Origin of the sequence: Neisseria sp. HMSC03D10, from assembly GCF_001807625.1 — a bacterium.
Classification (GTDB): domain Bacteria; phylum Pseudomonadota; class Gammaproteobacteria; order Burkholderiales; family Neisseriaceae; genus Neisseria; species Neisseria mucosa.
The window spans coordinates 45,436-61,950 of the sequence record NZ_KV789532.1 but is presented as its reverse complement, the minus strand read 5'-3'; the positions used below and the strand labels follow the sequence as shown (position 1 = coordinate 61,950).

At 52.8% G+C, this 16,515-nt stretch carries 15 protein-coding genes; 9 read left to right on the top strand and 6 right to left on the bottom strand.

The genetic code is table 11. From position 1 onward, the window contains the following. Positions 1-274: 274 nt before the first annotated feature. The 6 genes from HMPREF3066_RS05785 to HMPREF3066_RS05760 all read left to right on the top strand — a co-directional run bounded on the left by HMPREF3066_RS05785 (position 275) and on the right by HMPREF3066_RS05760 (position 5,942). The gene (locus tag HMPREF3066_RS05785) at positions 275-1,267 is read left to right on the top strand and encodes an asparaginase (RefSeq protein ID WP_070441155.1); all 993 of its coding nucleotides are present in this window, start codon (positions 275-277) and stop codon (positions 1,265-1,267) included. Positions 1,268-1,272: 5 nt separating this feature from the next. After that, on the top strand, positions 1,273-2,064 hold the full coding sequence (locus tag HMPREF3066_RS05780) for a TatD family hydrolase (protein ID WP_070441122.1): 792 nt from the start codon (positions 1,273-1,275) through the stop codon (positions 2,062-2,064). A gap of 150 nt (positions 2,065-2,214) precedes the next feature. Further along, complete coding sequence (gene thiL / locus HMPREF3066_RS05775) at positions 2,215-3,171, top strand: thiamine-phosphate kinase (RefSeq protein WP_070441119.1); 957 nt, start codon at positions 2,215-2,217, stop codon at positions 3,169-3,171. Beyond that, entirely contained in the window at positions 3,164-3,652 is a 489-nt protein-coding gene (locus HMPREF3066_RS05770) for a phosphatidylglycerophosphatase A family protein (protein WP_039407457.1), read from the top strand. The genes thiL and HMPREF3066_RS05770 overlap by 8 nt, the downstream gene beginning before the upstream one ends. 103 nt (positions 3,653-3,755) lie before the next feature. Next, a complete protein-coding gene (gene apaG, locus HMPREF3066_RS05765) occupies positions 3,756-4,124 on the top strand; it encodes a Co2+/Mg2+ efflux protein ApaG (protein WP_003743457.1) in 369 nt (122 codons plus the stop codon). 426 nt (positions 4,125-4,550) lie between these two features. Next, entirely contained in the window at positions 4,551-5,942 is a 1,392-nt protein-coding gene (locus tag HMPREF3066_RS05760; protein ID WP_070441116.1) for an alanine/glycine:cation symporter family protein, read from the top strand. 87 nt (positions 5,943-6,029) lie between these two features. Here the strand turns inward: HMPREF3066_RS05760 and HMPREF3066_RS05755 are convergent, their stop codons facing one another. Then, entirely contained in the window at positions 6,030-6,824 is a 795-nt protein-coding gene (locus tag HMPREF3066_RS05755) for a formate/nitrite transporter family protein (RefSeq protein ID WP_070441113.1), read from the bottom strand. 348 nt (positions 6,825-7,172) lie between these two features. On the opposite strand from HMPREF3066_RS05755, the gene HMPREF3066_RS05750 reads away from it, so the two are divergent. Together HMPREF3066_RS05750 and parE are read left to right on the top strand one after the other, a co-directional pair. Continuing rightward, on the top strand, positions 7,173-7,697 hold the full coding sequence (locus HMPREF3066_RS05750; protein ID WP_003777150.1) for an RNA pyrophosphohydrolase: 525 nt from the start codon (positions 7,173-7,175) through the stop codon (positions 7,695-7,697). Positions 7,698-7,766: 69 nt separating this feature from the next. Beyond that, positions 7,767-9,752, top strand: coding sequence for a DNA topoisomerase IV subunit B (parE, locus tag HMPREF3066_RS05745; protein ID WP_070441110.1), 1,986 nt, complete (start codon positions 7,767-7,769; stop codon positions 9,750-9,752). Positions 9,753-9,827: 75 nt separating this feature from the next. Here the strand turns inward: parE and HMPREF3066_RS05740 are convergent, their stop codons facing one another. From HMPREF3066_RS05740 to HMPREF3066_RS05730, 3 genes are all read right to left on the bottom strand, one after another. Next, positions 9,828-10,448 (bottom strand): L-threonylcarbamoyladenylate synthase, encoded by a 621-nt coding sequence (locus HMPREF3066_RS05740; RefSeq protein ID WP_039862805.1) that lies wholly within the window; start codon positions 10,446-10,448, stop codon positions 9,828-9,830. A 133-nt stretch (positions 10,449-10,581) separates the two neighbouring features. After that, positions 10,582-10,941 carry a YbaN family protein gene (locus HMPREF3066_RS05735; protein ID WP_003759957.1) on the bottom strand — a complete coding sequence of 120 codons (360 nt, stop codon included), beginning with the start codon at positions 10,939-10,941 and terminating at the stop codon, positions 10,582-10,584. An 18-nt stretch (positions 10,942-10,959) separates the two neighbouring features. Then, on the bottom strand, positions 10,960-11,547 hold the full coding sequence (locus tag HMPREF3066_RS05730) for a DUF1415 domain-containing protein (RefSeq protein ID WP_070441107.1): 588 nt from the start codon (positions 11,545-11,547) through the stop codon (positions 10,960-10,962). Positions 11,548-11,915: 368 nt separating this feature from the next. Between HMPREF3066_RS05730 and HMPREF3066_RS05725 the strand changes: the two genes are divergently transcribed. After that, the gene (locus HMPREF3066_RS05725) at positions 11,916-13,052 is read left to right on the top strand and encodes a polyamine ABC transporter substrate-binding protein (RefSeq protein ID WP_070441104.1); all 1,137 of its coding nucleotides are present in this window, start codon (positions 11,916-11,918) and stop codon (positions 13,050-13,052) included. An 85-nt stretch (positions 13,053-13,137) separates the two neighbouring features. Here the strand turns inward: HMPREF3066_RS05725 and HMPREF3066_RS05720 are convergent, their stop codons facing one another. Then, on the bottom strand, positions 13,138-15,111 hold the full coding sequence (locus HMPREF3066_RS05720) for a TonB-dependent copper receptor (RefSeq protein WP_070441101.1): 1,974 nt from the start codon (positions 15,109-15,111) through the stop codon (positions 13,138-13,140). A 400-nt stretch (positions 15,112-15,511) separates the two neighbouring features. Continuing rightward, positions 15,512-16,345, bottom strand: a complete 834-nt coding sequence (serB, locus tag HMPREF3066_RS05715; protein ID WP_070441098.1) for a phosphoserine phosphatase SerB — start codon at positions 16,343-16,345, stop codon at positions 15,512-15,514. Between the last annotated feature and the right edge of the window lie 170 nt (positions 16,346-16,515).

The window sequence follows — 16,515 nt, the reverse complement described above, 5'->3', positions numbered from 1 at the left end:
ATTTAATCCACTATAGTTTCCGTGTCTTTTTATCCCCAAAGCGGTATCTTCTGCGTTGGCAATCCTCACAAATTGTCCAAGTTTGTTGCGGCGTCCGCTTTGAATTTCCTGTTTCGTGAATAAAAATCCACTCGGAAAATCAAATATCGACAGCCTCGGGGTGCTTTTTCATTTCAAGGTCGTCTGAAAACCGTCTGCGCCGCCAAATTGCCAGCCTGTCAGAAATATAGTTAAATAAGCCGCATCATTATTTTCAGACGACCCGATGATGTCCATGAAACAAAAAATCTTCGTCCTCTACACAGGCGGCACCATAGGCATGACCCAAAGCAGCGAGGGCCTGCGCCCCGATACCGCGCTTGTCAGCCAAGCCCTTTCCCCCTTTTCAGACGACCTCGACTTCGAGTGGCACGTCTGCAATCCGTTGATTGATTCCTCCTCCGTCACCCTGCAACACTGGCGCGACTGGCTGGACATCATCGCCGCCAAACTGCCTTCCTGCGACGGCATTCTGATACTGCATGGCACGGACAGCATGGCGTACACCGCCAACCTCCTCGCACTCGCCCTGCAAGGTTTGGGCAAACCGATTGTCCTGACGGGTTCCCAATGGCCTTACGCTGCCGAAAACAGTGATGCCCCGCGCAACCTCTCCACCGCCGTCGCCGCCTTCAGCCTCAAGCTCAAACAAACCGTCATCGCCTTTGACGGCAAACTTTATCCCGCCGTCGGCAGCAGCAAAGTCAGCACCGAAACCGCCGCAGGCTTCGACAATCCGCATTTCGGCGCCATCGCCGAATGGGACGAAACCCAAGGCTGGCACAATATCTGCGTCCCGTCCCAAGATACGGCGGATGTTTCAGACGACCTCAAAATCCGCTATCCCGACCCGCAGGCAAAAATCGCCGTCCGCACGCTTATCCCCGGCTTTGCCGTCCAAGAACTTGCGGACGGACTCGCACAGCTTCCCGCCCACGCCCTTATCCTGCAAAGCTACGGACACGGCAACACACCCGCAGACGAAGGCTTCATCCGCGCTGTCCGAGACTTTACGCAGCAAGGAAAACTGCTGCTCAACATCAGCCAAGTCCGACAAGGCAGAACCGCCGCCGTTTACGCGCAAGGCAACGCGTTCCGCAACTCGGGCATCATCAACGGCGGCAAATGTAACCTCGAAACCGCCACCGCGCTCATGACCCTCGCCGTATCACAAGGCTGGGGGGTGGAAGATGTTCACAAAGAATTGGTAAGACTAAAATTAGTGTGAAACCGATGAACTTCACCGACACCCATTGCCACCTCGCCGATCCCGCCTTGCGCGAAAACCTGACGCACATCCTGACCGCCGCGCGGGAGGCAGGGGTAGGGCGGTTTATCGTTCCCGCGACCCGGCCGCAGGATTGGCAGGACGTGGCGGATTTGGCGCAAAGGTCGTCTGAAAACCCGCTTTGGGGCAACATCCATATCGCGCTCGGCATCCATCCTTGGTTTTCAGACGACGTTTCCGAACCGGATTTCCAGCGTTTGGAACAAGCATTGCAAGCGCGTCCGACGGCATGGGTCGGCGAAATCGGCTTGGATTTTTACGACAAAACCCAAACGCCGCCGCAGCGAGAACGGCAAATCCAAGTCTTCAGACACCAGCTTGCCATCGCACAAACCCTGCACCGCCGCGTGATTATCCATAATCTCAAAGCCACCGCCGACATTGCCGCCGCCGTCAAGCAGACAGGCTTTGCCCAAGGCGGGATTGTCCATGCGTTTTCAGGCAGCGCGGAAGAAGCGCGCGTGTTGACGAAATTAGGTTTCAAAATCGGCATCGGTTCGCTGTTGCTCAACCCGAACGCACGAAAAATACGCGAAACCCTCAAAACCTTAAATGACACCGATTTCGTCTTGGAAACCGACAGCCCGTATATGCTGAAAAACGAAACCAACACGCCCGCCAACATCCGCCAAATCGCCGCCATCGCCGCTGAAATTCGCGGCGTTGCCGTTGAAGAGATAGCCGAAGCGACCGAGCGGAATGTGGAAATGTTGCTGGCAACAGAAAAGGTCGTCTGAAAACATTCCGTCTTATCGAAATCGTGTTTTCAGACGACCTTTGGTTGTGAATTTTTGTGATAATGCAACGAACACCGCTATTTATAAAAGAGATGTCTTGCCGGACAGTTTCCTGTAATGTAAACGAGTTGACAATTTTTTACACTAAATATGACAGAATTTGACTTTATTAGACAGTTTTTGAAAAAACAGCAGGCGGAAGGTTTGGTGTTGGGTATCGGGGACGATGCAGCTATTATCCGTCCAAGTATCGGATTCGATTTGTGTTTTAGTTCCGATATGTTGATTAAGGACAAACATTTTTTTTCAGATGTTTCTCCTGAAGATTTGGCATGGAAAATGCTTGCAGTTAACATATCCGATATGGCGGCGATGGGTGCCGTTCCAAAATGGGTTCTGCTCAGTGCGGGATTGCCCGATTTGGACGAAGAATGGCTGACGCGGTTTTGCGAAAGTTTTTTCTTGCTGGCACAACGTTTCGGCATCACGCTTATCGGCGGCGATACGACCAAAGGTGATTTGGTATTCAACATCACCATCGTCGGCGAATTGCCCCAAGGGCAAGCCCTGCGGCGCGATGCGGCGCAAGAAGGGGATGATATTTGGGTGTCCGGACAAATCGGTATGGCTGCGGCAGCATTAAACCATCGTCTGAAAAACTGCTCACTGCCGCCGAAAGTCTTCGGACTTTGTGAAGATAAACTCCTCCGGCCGGAGCCAAGGGTAGATTTGGGTTTGGCACTTTTGCCGCTTGCCCATGCAGCTCAAGATATTTCGGACGGGCTGGCGCAGGATTTGGGGCACATTCTGACCGCGTCGTCGTTGGGGGCGGAAATTTCGACAGATGTGTTGCCGGTTCCCGATGAATTGAGAACATCGGTGTCTGAAGAACAATGGACGGCTTTCGCCTTGTCGGGCGGCGACGATTATGAATTGGTATTTACCGCTTCCGCAGACCGTCGCAGTGAAATCCTTGCCGCAGCAGCGCAATGCGGTGTGGCGGTAACGAGGATAGGGAAAACAAACAACTCAGGCCGTCTGAAAATAAAGGATAAAAAAGGCGGCGAATTATTGCTTACTTCACGGGGGTTCGATCATTTTGGCTGAATTTAAACCTACTTTCACATGGCTCAAAGAGCGTCCTTTATGCTTCTTGGGCTTCGGTTTCGGCAGCGGTCTTTCTCCCGTCGCGCCGGGAACGACCGGTACTTTGGCGGCTTTGCCTTTGGCGTTTGTCCTTCATTTGATCGGAATCGGCGGCTGGGTTTTGGCATTATTGTGTATCGCCATGTTTGTTTGGGGAGTCCGCATTTGCGGGTATACCGAAAAAGAGCTGGGCATACAGGATTACGGGGGTATCGTTTGGGATGAAATCGTAGCAATGATTTTGGTTTTGTCTTTCGTGCCTTTCCGCTGGAGTTGGTGGCTTGCGGCTTTTATCGTGTTCCGACTGTTCGACATGCTTAAGCCTTGGCCAATTAAATGGTTCGACAGCCGCATCCACGGCGGGCTGGGTATTATGCTTGACGACCTGATCGCCGCACTGATGACCGGACTGGTATTAGGGCTGGCATCTTGGATTTTTTAAACACACACAATTAAATATATGACTGCTGATAAAAAATATAAGGCAGGCACACTTTCACTCACTTTTAAATAAAAATAGAACCGCATCATCACGGGGAAGCAAAATGAATAATATAGAAATCAGTGTAAAGCCGCGTTATATCGCCGGACAAAGCGATGTTTATCGTGACCGCTATGCTTTTAATTATCAAATCACCATCTGCAACCGCAGCAATGAAGTTATCACATTGCGCCAGCGGTTTTGGGAAGTTACCGACGGGCACGGAGAAATCGGGCAGGTCGGACACGGCGGTTTGATCGAAGAGCAGCCTGTCCTGTATCCGGGTGAGGAATACGAGTACAACAGCGGCTCGCAAATCAGCACGCCTTGGGGCAGTATCGAAGGCGCATACGAGTTTGAAGACAGTATCGGCGAGCGTTTTATCATCGGCGTGCCGAAGCTGGATTTCAAAGCAGGCTTTACCCTGCAATAAAATACCCGAAAACAATACAAAGCGGGAATTCAGAGTCGTCTGAAAGAGATAAGGGGCTTTCAGACGACCTTTTTTTGCCTGTTCGTTTGATTTAAATGTTGGGTGATGGTTTTTTAGCGGTAAGAAGGTCGTCTGAAATTAATCGTGAATCAAAATAGAAAGACCTCGTTTTTTTATGCTTGTGCAGATAGGGCAGGTATTTTCAGTCGCCGATATTTATCGGCTTTTTATCATGTTGAAATACAGATTTCCATTTGCGCAGGCTGACGTCAGATGGATATTTTTATTTTAATGTTCTCTACATTTAGATCCGACGTGATGAGTTTGGATTTATGGAGAAAATAAGGAGCATATCATCAGACCGTTGCGTTTTTTAACGCTTTATGTTGAAATGACCGAATACTAAAAACACAATGAGGAGAAAATATGCAATTATTTTTGGAGAATTTAAAAGCGTTTTTTGAAACAGTCAGCGGCTGGGTCTGGGGACCTGTTATGCTGGTGTTGTTGGTCGGAACGGGCGTTTTGTTGACCGTTATGCTCAAAGGCCTGCAATTTTCCATGCTCGGTTATGCGCTCAAGCAGGCGTTTATGCCGCAGAAAACAACGGATGACGGCGAAGACCACGAAGGCGATATTTCCCATTTCGCTGCTTTGATGACCGCCCTGTCCGCCACCATCGGTACAGGCAACATTGCAGGTGTGGCGACCGCCGTGGTTACCGGAGGTCCGGGTGCGGTATTTTGGATGTGGATGACCGCCATTTTCGGTATGGCGACCAAATACGCCGAGGGCGTGTTGGCGGTGAAATACCGCGTGACCAACTCCAAAGGCGAAATGTCTGGCGGGCCGATGTATTACATCGAAAAAGGCTTGGGCAAAAACTGGAAATGGATGGCATTGGCGTTTGCTTTATTCGGCACATTTGCTTCGTTCGGTATCGGCAGTTCGGTACAGTCCAACTCGGTTGCGCAGGCCGTTCAGACGAGTTTCGGCGTGGAACCGGGCTATACCGGCGTCGTCCTGACCATTCTGACAGCTATCGTTGTTTTGGGCGGTATTAAAGGTATCGCTAAAGCTGCTTCGTTTATCGTACCTGCGATGGCGGTGTTTTACGTTTTAGGCGGCATTGCCATTATTGCCGTCAATGCAGGCTTGCTAGCACCCGCCATCAAACTGATTTTCTCCGATGCGTTCAGCGCGCAGGCTGTGGCAGGCGGCGCAATCGGGACGATGATCCGCTACGGCGTGGCGCGCGGCGTGTTTTCTAACGAGGCGGGTATGGGTTCTGCACCGATTGCCGCTGCAGCCGCGAAAACCGACCATCCCGTCCGCCAGGCATTGGTTTCCATGACCGGGACGTTTTTGGACACGATCGTCGTCTGCTCGATTACGGGAATTGTATTGGTGATGGGTTTGCTCGGCGCGGGCGGTGAGTTTGTCAAACCGGAATTGAGCGGCGCGGCGCTGACTACCGTTACCTTCCAAAAAATGCTGCCCGGTTTCGGCGGCTGGGTCGTTACCATCGGTTTGATTTTCTTTGCCTATTCGACCATTTTGGGCTGGTGTTACTACGGTGAGAAATGTGCGGCATATGTATTCGGCGAAAAATCCGCGAATCTCTACCGAGTTTTTTACGTCGCCTCGGTCATGCTGGGAACCGTCTTGAGTCTTGATTTGGTTTGGCTCGCTTCGGATACGTTCAACGGATTGATGGCTTTGCCCAACTTAATCGCCCTCTTGCTGATGGCGAAAGTAATTGTCAGGGAAACTCAGGATTTCAAAAAGAAAATCCGAAGTGGTGAATTGCCTCATTAATTTGAATGAAACAAAAGGTCGTCTGAAAACCAAAATTCTGTTTTCAGACGACCTTTGCGTTTCTAAACCTTTTCAATACCAATCTATTCAAGACTCGGCACAATCTTTCAGCGTATCTTTATAAGTATAAAGGTACGACGCGCCGACAAACGATGCGCCGCCTAAGACATTGCCTAAAAACACGGGAATCATGTTGAAGAAAAACTGCCCCCATGTGATGTCTGCGCCCGCCAAAATACCGGCGGGGATGACGAACATATTAGCGACAAGGTGTTGGAAGCCGTTTAACACGAAAATCATGACGGGAAACCAAATCGCCAACATCCGCCCCGCCGTATGCTTGGCGGCAAAGTGCAGCCATGCGCCCATACACACCATCCAGTTACACGCGACCGCTGAGACGAAAGCCCTGCCGAAATCCATATGGACTTTGGCTTCCGCCACCGCAATCGTTTTTTCCGCCACGCTGCCTTCGGTCATGCCGACGTAGTGTCCGAGGAAAAACGCCATCGCCAGCGTTCCTACTAAATTGCCCAGACACACGACGACCCAGTTGCGCAGCAGCATTTTTGTGGAAATCCGCCCCGCCAAACGCCCCAAAGACATAATCATCATATTGCTTGTTACCAGCTCGCCGCCGCCGAGCAGGATGCAGATCAAGGCGATGGGGAACATCGATGCGCCGAGTAAAGTCGCCAAGCTGCCCCATTCGTGCGGAATGCCGCTGACCACTTTCAAATAGGCAAGATAACCGAAACCGATGTATCCGCCTGCCAAAACGCTCAAAACCGCCAGCGTGGAAACGCTGGATTGTGCCTTGGCACAGCTTTTATCGAGGACGACCTGTAAGATTTCCTGTGGGTATAAATCGCGCGAAGCCATGATTTTCCTTAAAGTGGGATTGAGGTGGGAACGCCGTTTCTGAAAGACGGCAAAACTGTCGCGGTAGGGCAGTGTCGAGGGGTGCCGGTGTACGGTCTTATCGGATAAAAAATAATAGTGTATTAAACCTAAAATGCGGTCGCACTGCCTTGCTTTGGCTCAAAAGAAATATTATTACATGAGGGGTGATTGAGATAAGGCAGGAAGTATATATGTTTCAGATGCGTTTGAAGGAACCTGCCGAATCTGGTTTCAAATGCCCGCCGATACGGTCTCGCGATTTGTCAAACCTGCCCGATTTATGGGAAAATCGCATGATTTAATTTTAATTTAACGAAGGGCGACACCGTGTTAGACAGAGAAGGCTATCGCCCCAATGTCGGTATCATCTTAATCAACAACCGCAACGAAGTCTTTTGGGGCAAGCGTGTGCGCGAACATTCTTGGCAGTTCCCGCAAGGCGGCATCAAGCCGGGCGAAAGCCCCGAAACCGCCATGTACCGCGAGCTGTACGAAGAAGTCGGGCTATTGCCGCAACACATCAAAATCGTCGGCCGCACGCGCGACTGGCTGCGTTACGACGTGCCAAGCCACTGGGTACGCCGCGAATGGCGCGGTTCGTATCGCGGACAAAAGCAGATTTGGTATCTTTTGCGGCTGGTCGGGCGCGACAGCGACATCAATCTGCGCGCCTGCCACCATCCCGAATTTGACGGCTGGCGTTGGCACCAATATTGGGCTCCCGTTGACGAAGTGATTGATTTCAAACGCGACGTTTACTTGGGGGCATTAAAAGAACTCTCCTCCCGCTTCCTGCGCGGCATGGAAAGCTACGAAGACTTTACCGCGCGCCTGCCTGTTGACAACCGATAAAACAACGAAACGCAACGCTTTCAGGTCGTCTGAAAGCGTTGTTCTTCCTTTCAGACGACCTCTTCCCCTATGACTAAAAACAACCAATACAGCGAATCCAGCATCACCGTCCTCAAAGGCTTGGAGCCGGTCAAAGAACGTCCCGGCATGTACACACGCACAGACAGCCCGACCCACATCTGCCAAGAAGTCATCGACAACGCGGCGGACGAGGCGTTGGGCGGTTTCGCCACTGAAATCGACGTGCGCATCCACGACGACGGTTCGCTTTCCGTACACGACAACGGGCGCGGCATTCCCGTCGGGCTGCACCCTGTCGAAGGCGTGCCCGTGGTCGAACTTGTGTTTACCCGTCTGCACGCGGGCGGCAAGTTCAACAAAAAAGACGGCGGCAGCGCGTATGCCTTTTCAGGCGGCCTGCACGGCGTAGGCGTATCCGTCACCAACGCCCTCTCCACCCGCCTCGAAGTAACCGTCAAACGCGAAGGCAAAATCCACCGCATCGTGTTTGCCGGCGGCGACGTGGTCGAACCGTTGGCGGAAGTGGGCAAATGCGCCGTCAAAGACAGCGGCACCGAAGTGCGCGTTTGGCCGGACGGCAAATATTTTGAAAGCCCGAATTACAGCATCCCCGAACTCGAACGCCTGCTGCGCGCCAAAGCCGTGCTGCTGCCGGGCGTGCGCGTTTCCCTGACCCGTCCGGTCAAAGGCGAAGACGAAGCGCATACCCAAACCTGGCACTACCCCGACGGCCTGAAAAGCTATCTGACCGACCTGATTGCCGACGCGCAGGAAGCCGTACCGCTGTTTTCCTGCGAAAACTACATTTCAGACGACCACAACGGCGATTTCAGCATCGGCGAAGGCGCCGCCTTTGCCCTGACCTGGCTGGAAGAAGGCTCGTGCGCCAACGAAAGCTATGTCAACCTCATCCCCACCCCGCTGGGCGGCACGCACGAAGCAGGCTTGAAACAAGCCGTGTTCAACGCCGTCAACAACTTCATCAACCTGCACAACCTTTTACCGCGCGGCGTAAAAGTACAAAGCGACGATGTGTTCAGCAAAACCGCCTTCGTCCTCTCCGCCCGCGTCCTCGACCCGCAATTCCAAGGTCAGACCAAAGACAAGCTGACCAACCGCGACGCGCTGAAACTCGTCGCCGCCGTATCGGGCGACCCTTTGGAATTGTGGCTGAACCAAAACGTGGACTTCGGCAAAAAAATCGCCGAACTCGCCATCCGTCAGGCACAGGCGCGGATGCGTTCGGTTAAGAAAATCGAAAAGAAAAAAGGCAGCGGCGTCGCCGTCCTGCCCGGCAAACTGACCGACTGCGAAAGCGAAGACATCCGCGAAAACGAACTCTTCCTCGTCGAAGGCGATTCCGCCGGCGGTTCCGCCAAACTCGCCCGCGACAAAGCCACACAAGCCATCCTGCCCCTGCGCGGCAAAGTGCTCAACAGCTTTGAAGTCCACCCCGACCAGCTTTTCGGCAACGCCGAAATCCATGACATTTCCGTCGCCATCGGCGTCGATCCGCACAGCATCAACGACCATCCCGATTTAAGCGGCCTGCGCTACGGCAAAATCGCCATCCTGTCCGATGCCGACGTGGACGGCTCGCATATTCAAGTTTTGCTGCTGACCCTGTTCTACCGCCACTTCCCGAAACTGGTCGCCGACGGACACATCTACGTCGCCCAGCCGCCGCTGTTCCGCGTCGATGTCAACGCACAAGGCAAAAGCAAACCCGCCCGCAAATTCTACGCCCTCGACCAAAACGAACTCGACAGCATTTTGGAGCGGCTGCAAAAAGAAGGCGTCAAAGAAACCGCCTATTCCATCAGCCGTTTCAAAGGCTTGGGCGAGATGAACCCCGACCAGCTCAAAGACACCACCATGCACCCCGACACCCGCCGCCTGTTGCAGGTGCAAATCCCCGAAGGCGCGGATGACGAAACACGCGACATCTTCGTCAAACTGATGGGCAAAGGCGAAGCCGCCGCCCGCCGCGCATGGATGGAACGAGAAGGCGATACGGCTCAATTGGATATTTGACGCCGTTGGTTTAAAAAGCAAAAAGGTCGTCTGAAAACTGATTCGGGTTTTCAGACGACCTTTTAGTTTTTGGGTTTACAGACCGAATAGGGCGGTGTCGCCTTTGCCTTGGCGGATGAGTTCGGTACCGTCGGTCATGTCGATGACGGTGGTCGGCTCGGTACCGCACCAGCCGCCGTCAATCACCAAATCGACGCTGTGTTCGAGGCGGTCGCGGATTTCGTAAGGATCGGTCAGCGGCTCGTCGTCTTCGGGCAGCATCAGGGTGCAACTGAGCAGCGGCTCGCCCAATTCCTGCAACAGGCTCAGAGCGATGTTGTTGTCGGGAACGCGCAGGCCTATGGTTTTGCGTTTCGGGTGCAGCGTGCGGTTGGGGACTTCTTTGGTGGCTTGCAGGATGAAGGTGTAGCTGCCCGGGGTAGCGGCTTTGAGCTGGCGGAATTGGGCGTTGTCGACTTTGGCGTAAGTGCCCAATTCGCTCAAATCGGCGCACATGAGGGTCAGGTGGTGTTTCAAGTCGATTTTGCGGATGGCGAGGATGCGTTCCATCGCGGCTTTGTCGCCGAGTTTGCAGCCGAGCGCGTAGCAGGAGTCGGTGGGGTACACGATGACTCCGCCGCTGCGGACGATGTCGGCGGCTTGTTTGATCAGGCGTTCCTGCGGGTTGTCGGGGTGGATGGCGAAGAATTGTGCCATGGCGGTTTTCCTTTTGGCAGTTTGTGTTGCGGATATTTTAAAACCGATGGTTTGAAATGACAAAAGGTCGTCTGAAAATACGGTTTCGGAACGGAAACTGCGTTTTCAGACGACCTTGTGTTTTGGATACGAATCAGGGTTCGGGACGCAGCCACATCCAGACGGCGACGCAGCCGCAGCCCAATGTGGACGCCGCGCCTATCCACCATTTTTCGGGAAAGCGCCAAAACATGAAGATGCAGGATAGGCTCATCATGCTGATGGCGAAGATTTTGGCTTTGCGCGGGACGGCGCCGTTGTTTTCCCAGTTTTGTACCATGGGGCCGAAATAGCGGTGTTGGTGCAGCCAGCGGTGGAAACGGGGCGAGGCTCTTGCCCAGCAGGCGGCGGCAAGGATGATGAAGGGGGTGGTGGGCATAATCGGCAGAAAAATGCCGATGATGCCTAAGAGAAAGGAAACTGCGCCGCAAAAGATGAGTAAGTAGCGAATCATGTTGTTTTGTTGGAAATCTTATTCGGATGCTTTGGTTTTGCCGTGATCAAACGGGCAGCGGGGAATATCGAGCTTGTCCCAGCCTTCGTGTCCCATTTTTTCGAGCAGGGAGATGTTGCGCTCGAAAATGGCGGAGGCGTCGGGGAAGGCTTGTGCGGCTTTGGCGATGCTGTCTTCGCGGATGAGGTGCAGGGTGGGGTAGGGCGAGCGGTTGGTGTAGTTGCCGATGTCGTCTGAATCCGTGCCTTCAAATTGGAAATCGGGATGAAACGGGGCGATTTGGACAATGCCTTCCAAACCGTTGTCCACAACGGCGGCATCGGCAATGTCGAGCATTTGGTTGAAGGTGTCGAAATCGGGAAAAAGGGTCGGGTGGACAAGTAGGGTGGTTTCCAGCTCGTCAGCGGGCGTGTCGCCCAAAAGCTGCAATTCGCGGTCTAAGTCTTCGAGGAAACCGTCCAGATGGCGTGCTTGGCTGACGCTGATGCGCACGAGGTTTTTGACGTGCGGCGCTTTGGCGAAGGGGCAGAGGTTGAGTCCGATGACGGCTTTTTCGAGCCATTGGCGGGTGTGGTCGGCTACGGTGGCGGAGTCAGGGGTAGTCATGCAGGGATTCGGATTTGATTTAATTAAAAATAGTTCTCAAAAAGTATAACAAATAACATGGGTTTTAGGCAAAGGGCATGGGTGTGCTGATAGGGAAAATTTATGTGTGGCTAGTATGTAACAGGTCGTCTGAATATTTTTTTGTTTATGAAGAAAACCATAGCGGAAAGCAATGAAAAAACGAAGAAATTTCCCCGTCTAACCTATTGCGCCGACAGGGATTTTGCCGTTTAATGCGAACCTGCTGAATCAAGGGCCCGAGGCATATGCCGGCCGCCCCCACAGTTAACCTTTTGTATGCGGACAGTCTGCGCTTGACTGACTGCCGCCGCTGCAACAATCCCCCCTTCCACAAAAGGACTGTACCCATGAAAAAAATTTCAATGGCGGCGGCACTCATCGGCCTCGTCTTGACTGCATGTAGCGGCGGCCAACAAACCGCCGCAGAATCTTCCGCACCTTCTTCCCATACCGCCTCCGACAAGCTCAATATCTACAACTGGTCGGACTACGTCGATCCCGCCACGCTTGAAGCGTTCGAAAAAAATACGCATATCAACGTCCGCTACGACTACTACGACAGCAACGAAGCCCTCGAAGCCAAGCTTTTGACCGGCAAATCCGGTTACGACCTCGTTGCGCCGTCCATTGCCAACGTCGGACGCCAAATCAAAGCCGGCGCGTATCAAAAAATCGACAAAAGCCAAATCCCGAACTACGCCAATATCGATGCCGACCTGCTTGCCATGATGGCAAAAGTCGATCCGGGCAACCAATACGCAGTCCCTTATTTCTGGGGCATCAACACGCTCGCCATCAACAAAAAACTGGTTCAAAAAGCCTTAGGGACGGAGCAATTGCCCGAAAACGAATGGGATTTGGTGTTCAATCCCGAATACACCAAAAAGCTGAAATCCTGCGGCATCAGCTATTTTGACAGCGCCATCGAACAAATCCCACTTGCGCTGCATTATTTAGGCAAAGACCCGAATACCGAAAACTCTGACGACATCAAAGCCGCCGTCAACATGATGAAAAAAGTGCGTCCCGACATCAAACGCTTCACTTCGTCAGGCTATATTGACGATATGGCGGCGGGCAACCTTTGCGTTTCAGTCGGTTACGGCGGCGATTTGAACATCGCCAAAACACGCGCGCAAGAAGCGAAGAACGGCGTCGAAATCGAAGTGTTAGCACCCAAAAGCGGCGTCGGCATCTGGGTGGATTCCCTGATGATTCCGCGCGATGCCCAAAATACCGCCAATGCGCACAAATACATCAACCACACGCTCGATCCCGAAGTCGCGGCACAAAACGGCAATTTCGTTACCTACGCCCCCGCCAGCCGCCCTGCCCGTGCATTGATGGACGAAAAATATACCGGCGATGCGTCTATCTTCCCGACCAAGGAATTGATGGATAAAAGTTTCATCGTATCGCCCAAATCAACAGATGCAAGCCGCCTGAGCGTCCGCTTGTGGCAATCGCTGAAAGCAGGCAAATAGCCGTTTTGATGCGTTGGAAAACTAAAGGTCGTCTGAAAACCCACAATCGGGTTTTCAGACGACCTTTTTCTTTCTCAACTCAACATCAGAATTTCGCTTGCAGCCTCAACCAAGCGGTACGGCCGGGTTCGTTGACGCGCAAGGTTTGCGTGCCTGCTGAAGGGTCGCCGCCTTTGCTGACGAATTCGGCGTAGGTTTTGTTGAACACGTTGTCTATACCAGCCTGCAAGGTGGCGTATTTGCTGAATTTCCAGCCGGCATTGAGCGAGAGTACGCCGAAGCCGGAAGAGGCGCCGATGTCCTGACCGACGATGTTACCTTGACCTTTGCTGTAACGGTTTTGTTTCGCTACAACGCGCCATAACGCGCCCGCGCTGAATTTGCCGTTGTCGAAGGCGAGGGTGTTGTTCCACTCGAGCGGCGGGGTTTGCGCCAAAGGTTTGCCGTCGGTACGGTTTTTGCCGTGGGTGTAGGCGAGGCTGCTGCCGATTTCCCAATTAGGTGCAAACGTCCATTTGACTTCGGCTTCGCCGCCGAAACGAGAGGCTTTAACGTTGCGTACGCCTAAATCCATGCCTTGGCGTTCGAGTATGATGAAGTTTTTGACATTGCTGCCGAATACGGATACAGAGGCATGGAGGTTAGGACGTTTCCAGATGATGCCCGCATCGATTTGGCGGTTTTGTTCGGGATGGATGATTTTCTTTTTGGCGCGCAGACGTTCCCAGTAGTCGGGCGAGCGTTCGGCGATACCGAATCCGGCGTAGTATTTCAAGCCGTTATCCGTATCACGTTCCCAACGTAAGAAACCGGAATTCAAGTTGAATTTCTGATGTTTCAAGGCGGGATCGGTTACGTCTGCGGAATCATAATCCGCTTTGACACGGTCGTGGCGCAAGCCTGCTACCCAACGTTGTTTGTCGGTTTGCTGCCAAGCGGCTTCGCTGAAAACGCCCCATTGTTTGAAACTTTGGTTGGGCATAAAAGGCTTGTGGCTGTAACCGTCGCCGCCGCGTTCCATGCGGGCGACGTGTACGTCGTCCATATAATCTACGCCGGTTTGCAGGTTGAGATTATCCCAATCGAAGGTGGTTTTCAGACGACCTGTGTCGGTGTTGCGTTTGGGGTTGTTGGCGTTTTTAATCTGTTTGCCTGCGGGATTGCGGATGGTGCGCAGGCTGTATGTGTCCATGACGTGGTCGATTTCGCTTTCACCGTAGCGCAATTCGAGTTCGCTGAACCAAGGGGTGAGGTTGCGTTGGGTAAAGCGGACGTTCCATGCGTCGCGGTCGAATTTGCTGCCGTCCATCATGCGGTCAGCGTAGGCGACCTTGGCCCTGCTGCGTTCGTATGTGCCTGCGATGGTGGTGTTTTCGGTCGGGGTGATGCCCAGTTGCAGCATTTGGCTGTCGCGTTTGAAATGGGAGTGGACGCGTTTGCCTGAGCCGTCTTTGTAGTCGCCGGCTTCGTTATGGGAAATATTGCTGCGGACGTAGCCGTATTTGCCGCCGAACTCGGCTTCAAGCGAACCGTCGCGGCGGTCGTTGCTGCCTGCGGTCAGGGAGGCGTTGATGTTGTAGGGTTTTTCGCTGAAATCAGGGTCTTTGCGGATGAATTGTACCGAGCCGCTGACCAAACCCATGCCTTGGGTTACGGTTTGCGGGCCTTTGGTGACGACGACTTTGTCGAAAGAATTCGGGTGGATGTAGGCAGTCGGCGGGTCCATACGCATGCTGCAGCCGCCGTAAATAAACTGGTCGTCTGCGTTAATCGACAGGCGCGAACCGCCCAAACCGCGGAACAATGGATCGCCCGAGCTTCCGCCTTTGCGGATGATGCTCATGTTGGGCACGGATTGTAAAAGGTCCGCACCGTCTCCGGCAGGGAGGGGTTGCAAAGCAGCTTTGGGGTTGAAAGTAACGCTATTGGCTTTTTGTTGTTGTGTGCCGGTGACGGTAACGGGGGAAAGGATAACAGTTTCTTCGGGAACGGGGTCTGTGTCCGCCCAAGCCTGGGATACGGCTAAGGCAATTGGCAGAAGGAGTAGCTGGTGTTTCATTCTTAGAGCTCCTTTTATTGGTTTAGTTCATTGTGCGTAGTTAATTAATACTTTGGTAGTATAAAGAATGTCAGGCAGTTTGTGAGTAAGAAAACGGTTTTATTTAATTTAAGTCAATATTTTTGAGGCATAATTAAATTATTTGAATAATAGTAATAACCGTGTTGATTAATTGCCTACGTTCCCGTTTGGTAGGAAGAAGGGATAAGGCTGTTACGGGAATAAAGAGGGCTGTGTTCAGGAGCAGGGTGCAAACCTGTTTTGGTATGTTGATACGGCGTGTCCCTTGGCATTCCGTTTACAGTCATTACGATATTTCAAACAGCAAAAAGGTCGTCTGAAAATTTTTCAGACGACCTTTGTTTTAACGGGAAACTCCTGACAAACGATACCGGCGGGTTTATTTAAACCAACCCCTGACGCGCTCCAGCCCGCCGAAATTGATGCAGGCATCGGCGACTGCCTGCGCTTTCGGTTTGGCGCGGTAAGCCACGCTTACGCCCGCTTCTTTGAGCATCGGAATATCGTTCGCACCGTCGCCCATCGCCAAAACCTGATGCGGCTGCAATCCGAGGCGGTCGCGGTATTCGCGCAATAAATCCGCCTTGGCCTGCGCGTCGATGATTCTGCCTTTCAGACGACCTGTCAGCTTGCCGTTTTCAATTTCCAAAATATTGGCGTGTTGGTATTCGAAGCCGAGGCGTTGTTGCAGCCTTTCGGTGAAAAACGTGAATCCGCCCGACACCAGCATGAATTTTACGCCGTGCGCCTTACATTCGTCCAGCAAAAATTCCGCGCCGGGCGAGAGCCGCAAAACGTTTTCATAAACCTCCGCCAAAACCCGCTCGTCCAATCCCGCCAGCAGGGCGACGCGGCTGCGCAAAGACTGCTCGAAATCCAATTCACCGCGCATCGAGCGTTCGGTAATTTCCGCCACGCGGTCTTTCAGGCCGACGCCCGCTGCAATTTCATCGACGCATTCAATGGTAATCAGCGTCGAATCCATATCGCTGACAATCAGCCCGAGTTCGCCAAACGCCCTATCGGGCAAAACGGCGTGGTCGATTTGACGGCTGTCCAGTAACGCCGCGTCTGCCCCGTTTAAAGAAAAGCCTTCTTCAACGATAAAACGCATACGCTTTTCATCGGCGTAATCAGGCTCGGGCAGGCGGGTGAGGAGAGCGGAAGGCAGGGCTTCGGCGGAGGGAAATTGGAGGACGAGGGCGTGCGGCATGGCGGTGGCTCAAAAAATGCGGATTATAGCAAAGCCTGAAGATTTCATATTGGGAAGGTCGTCTGAAAATGGAATTCCTGATGAAAGCCGTATGTGTGGGGCGATGCGATGAAGCGGTTTTCAGACGACCTTTGAGGGAAGTATAGTGGATTAAATTTAAATCAGGACAA

What these genes read in the sequence shown, in the direction of transcription:
- HMPREF3066_RS05785 (WP_070441155.1), top strand. Translation starts at nt 275, where the DNA reads ATGAAACAAAAAATCTTCGTCCTCTACACAGGCGGCACCATAGGCATG.
- HMPREF3066_RS05780 (WP_070441122.1), top strand. Translation starts at nt 1,273, where the DNA reads ATGAACTTCACCGACACCCATTGCCACCTCGCCGATCCCGCCTTGCGC.
- thiL (WP_070441119.1), top strand. Translation starts at nt 2,215, where the DNA reads ATGACAGAATTTGACTTTATTAGACAGTTTTTGAAAAAACAGCAGGCG.
- apaG (WP_003743457.1), top strand. Translation starts at nt 3,756, where the DNA reads ATGAATAATATAGAAATCAGTGTAAAGCCGCGTTATATCGCCGGACAA.
- HMPREF3066_RS05760 (WP_070441116.1), top strand. Translation starts at nt 4,551, where the DNA reads ATGCAATTATTTTTGGAGAATTTAAAAGCGTTTTTTGAAACAGTCAGC.
- HMPREF3066_RS05755 (WP_070441113.1), bottom strand. Translation starts at nt 6,824, where the DNA reads ATGGCTTCGCGCGATTTATACCCACAGGAAATCTTACAGGTCGTCCTC.
- parE (WP_070441110.1), top strand. Translation starts at nt 7,767, where the DNA reads ATGACTAAAAACAACCAATACAGCGAATCCAGCATCACCGTCCTCAAA.
- HMPREF3066_RS05740 (WP_039862805.1), bottom strand. Translation starts at nt 10,448, where the DNA reads ATGGCACAATTCTTCGCCATCCACCCCGACAACCCGCAGGAACGCCTG.
- HMPREF3066_RS05735 (WP_003759957.1), bottom strand. Translation starts at nt 10,941, where the DNA reads ATGATTCGCTACTTACTCATCTTTTGCGGCGCAGTTTCCTTTCTCTTA.
- HMPREF3066_RS05730 (WP_070441107.1), bottom strand. Translation starts at nt 11,547, where the DNA reads ATGACTACCCCTGACTCCGCCACCGTAGCCGACCACACCCGCCAATGG.
- HMPREF3066_RS05725 (WP_070441104.1), top strand. Translation starts at nt 11,916, where the DNA reads ATGAAAAAAATTTCAATGGCGGCGGCACTCATCGGCCTCGTCTTGACT.
- HMPREF3066_RS05720 (WP_070441101.1), bottom strand. Translation starts at nt 15,111, where the DNA reads ATGAAACACCAGCTACTCCTTCTGCCAATTGCCTTAGCCGTATCCCAG.
- serB (WP_070441098.1), bottom strand. Translation starts at nt 16,345, where the DNA reads ATGCCGCACGCCCTCGTCCTCCAATTTCCCTCCGCCGAAGCCCTGCCT.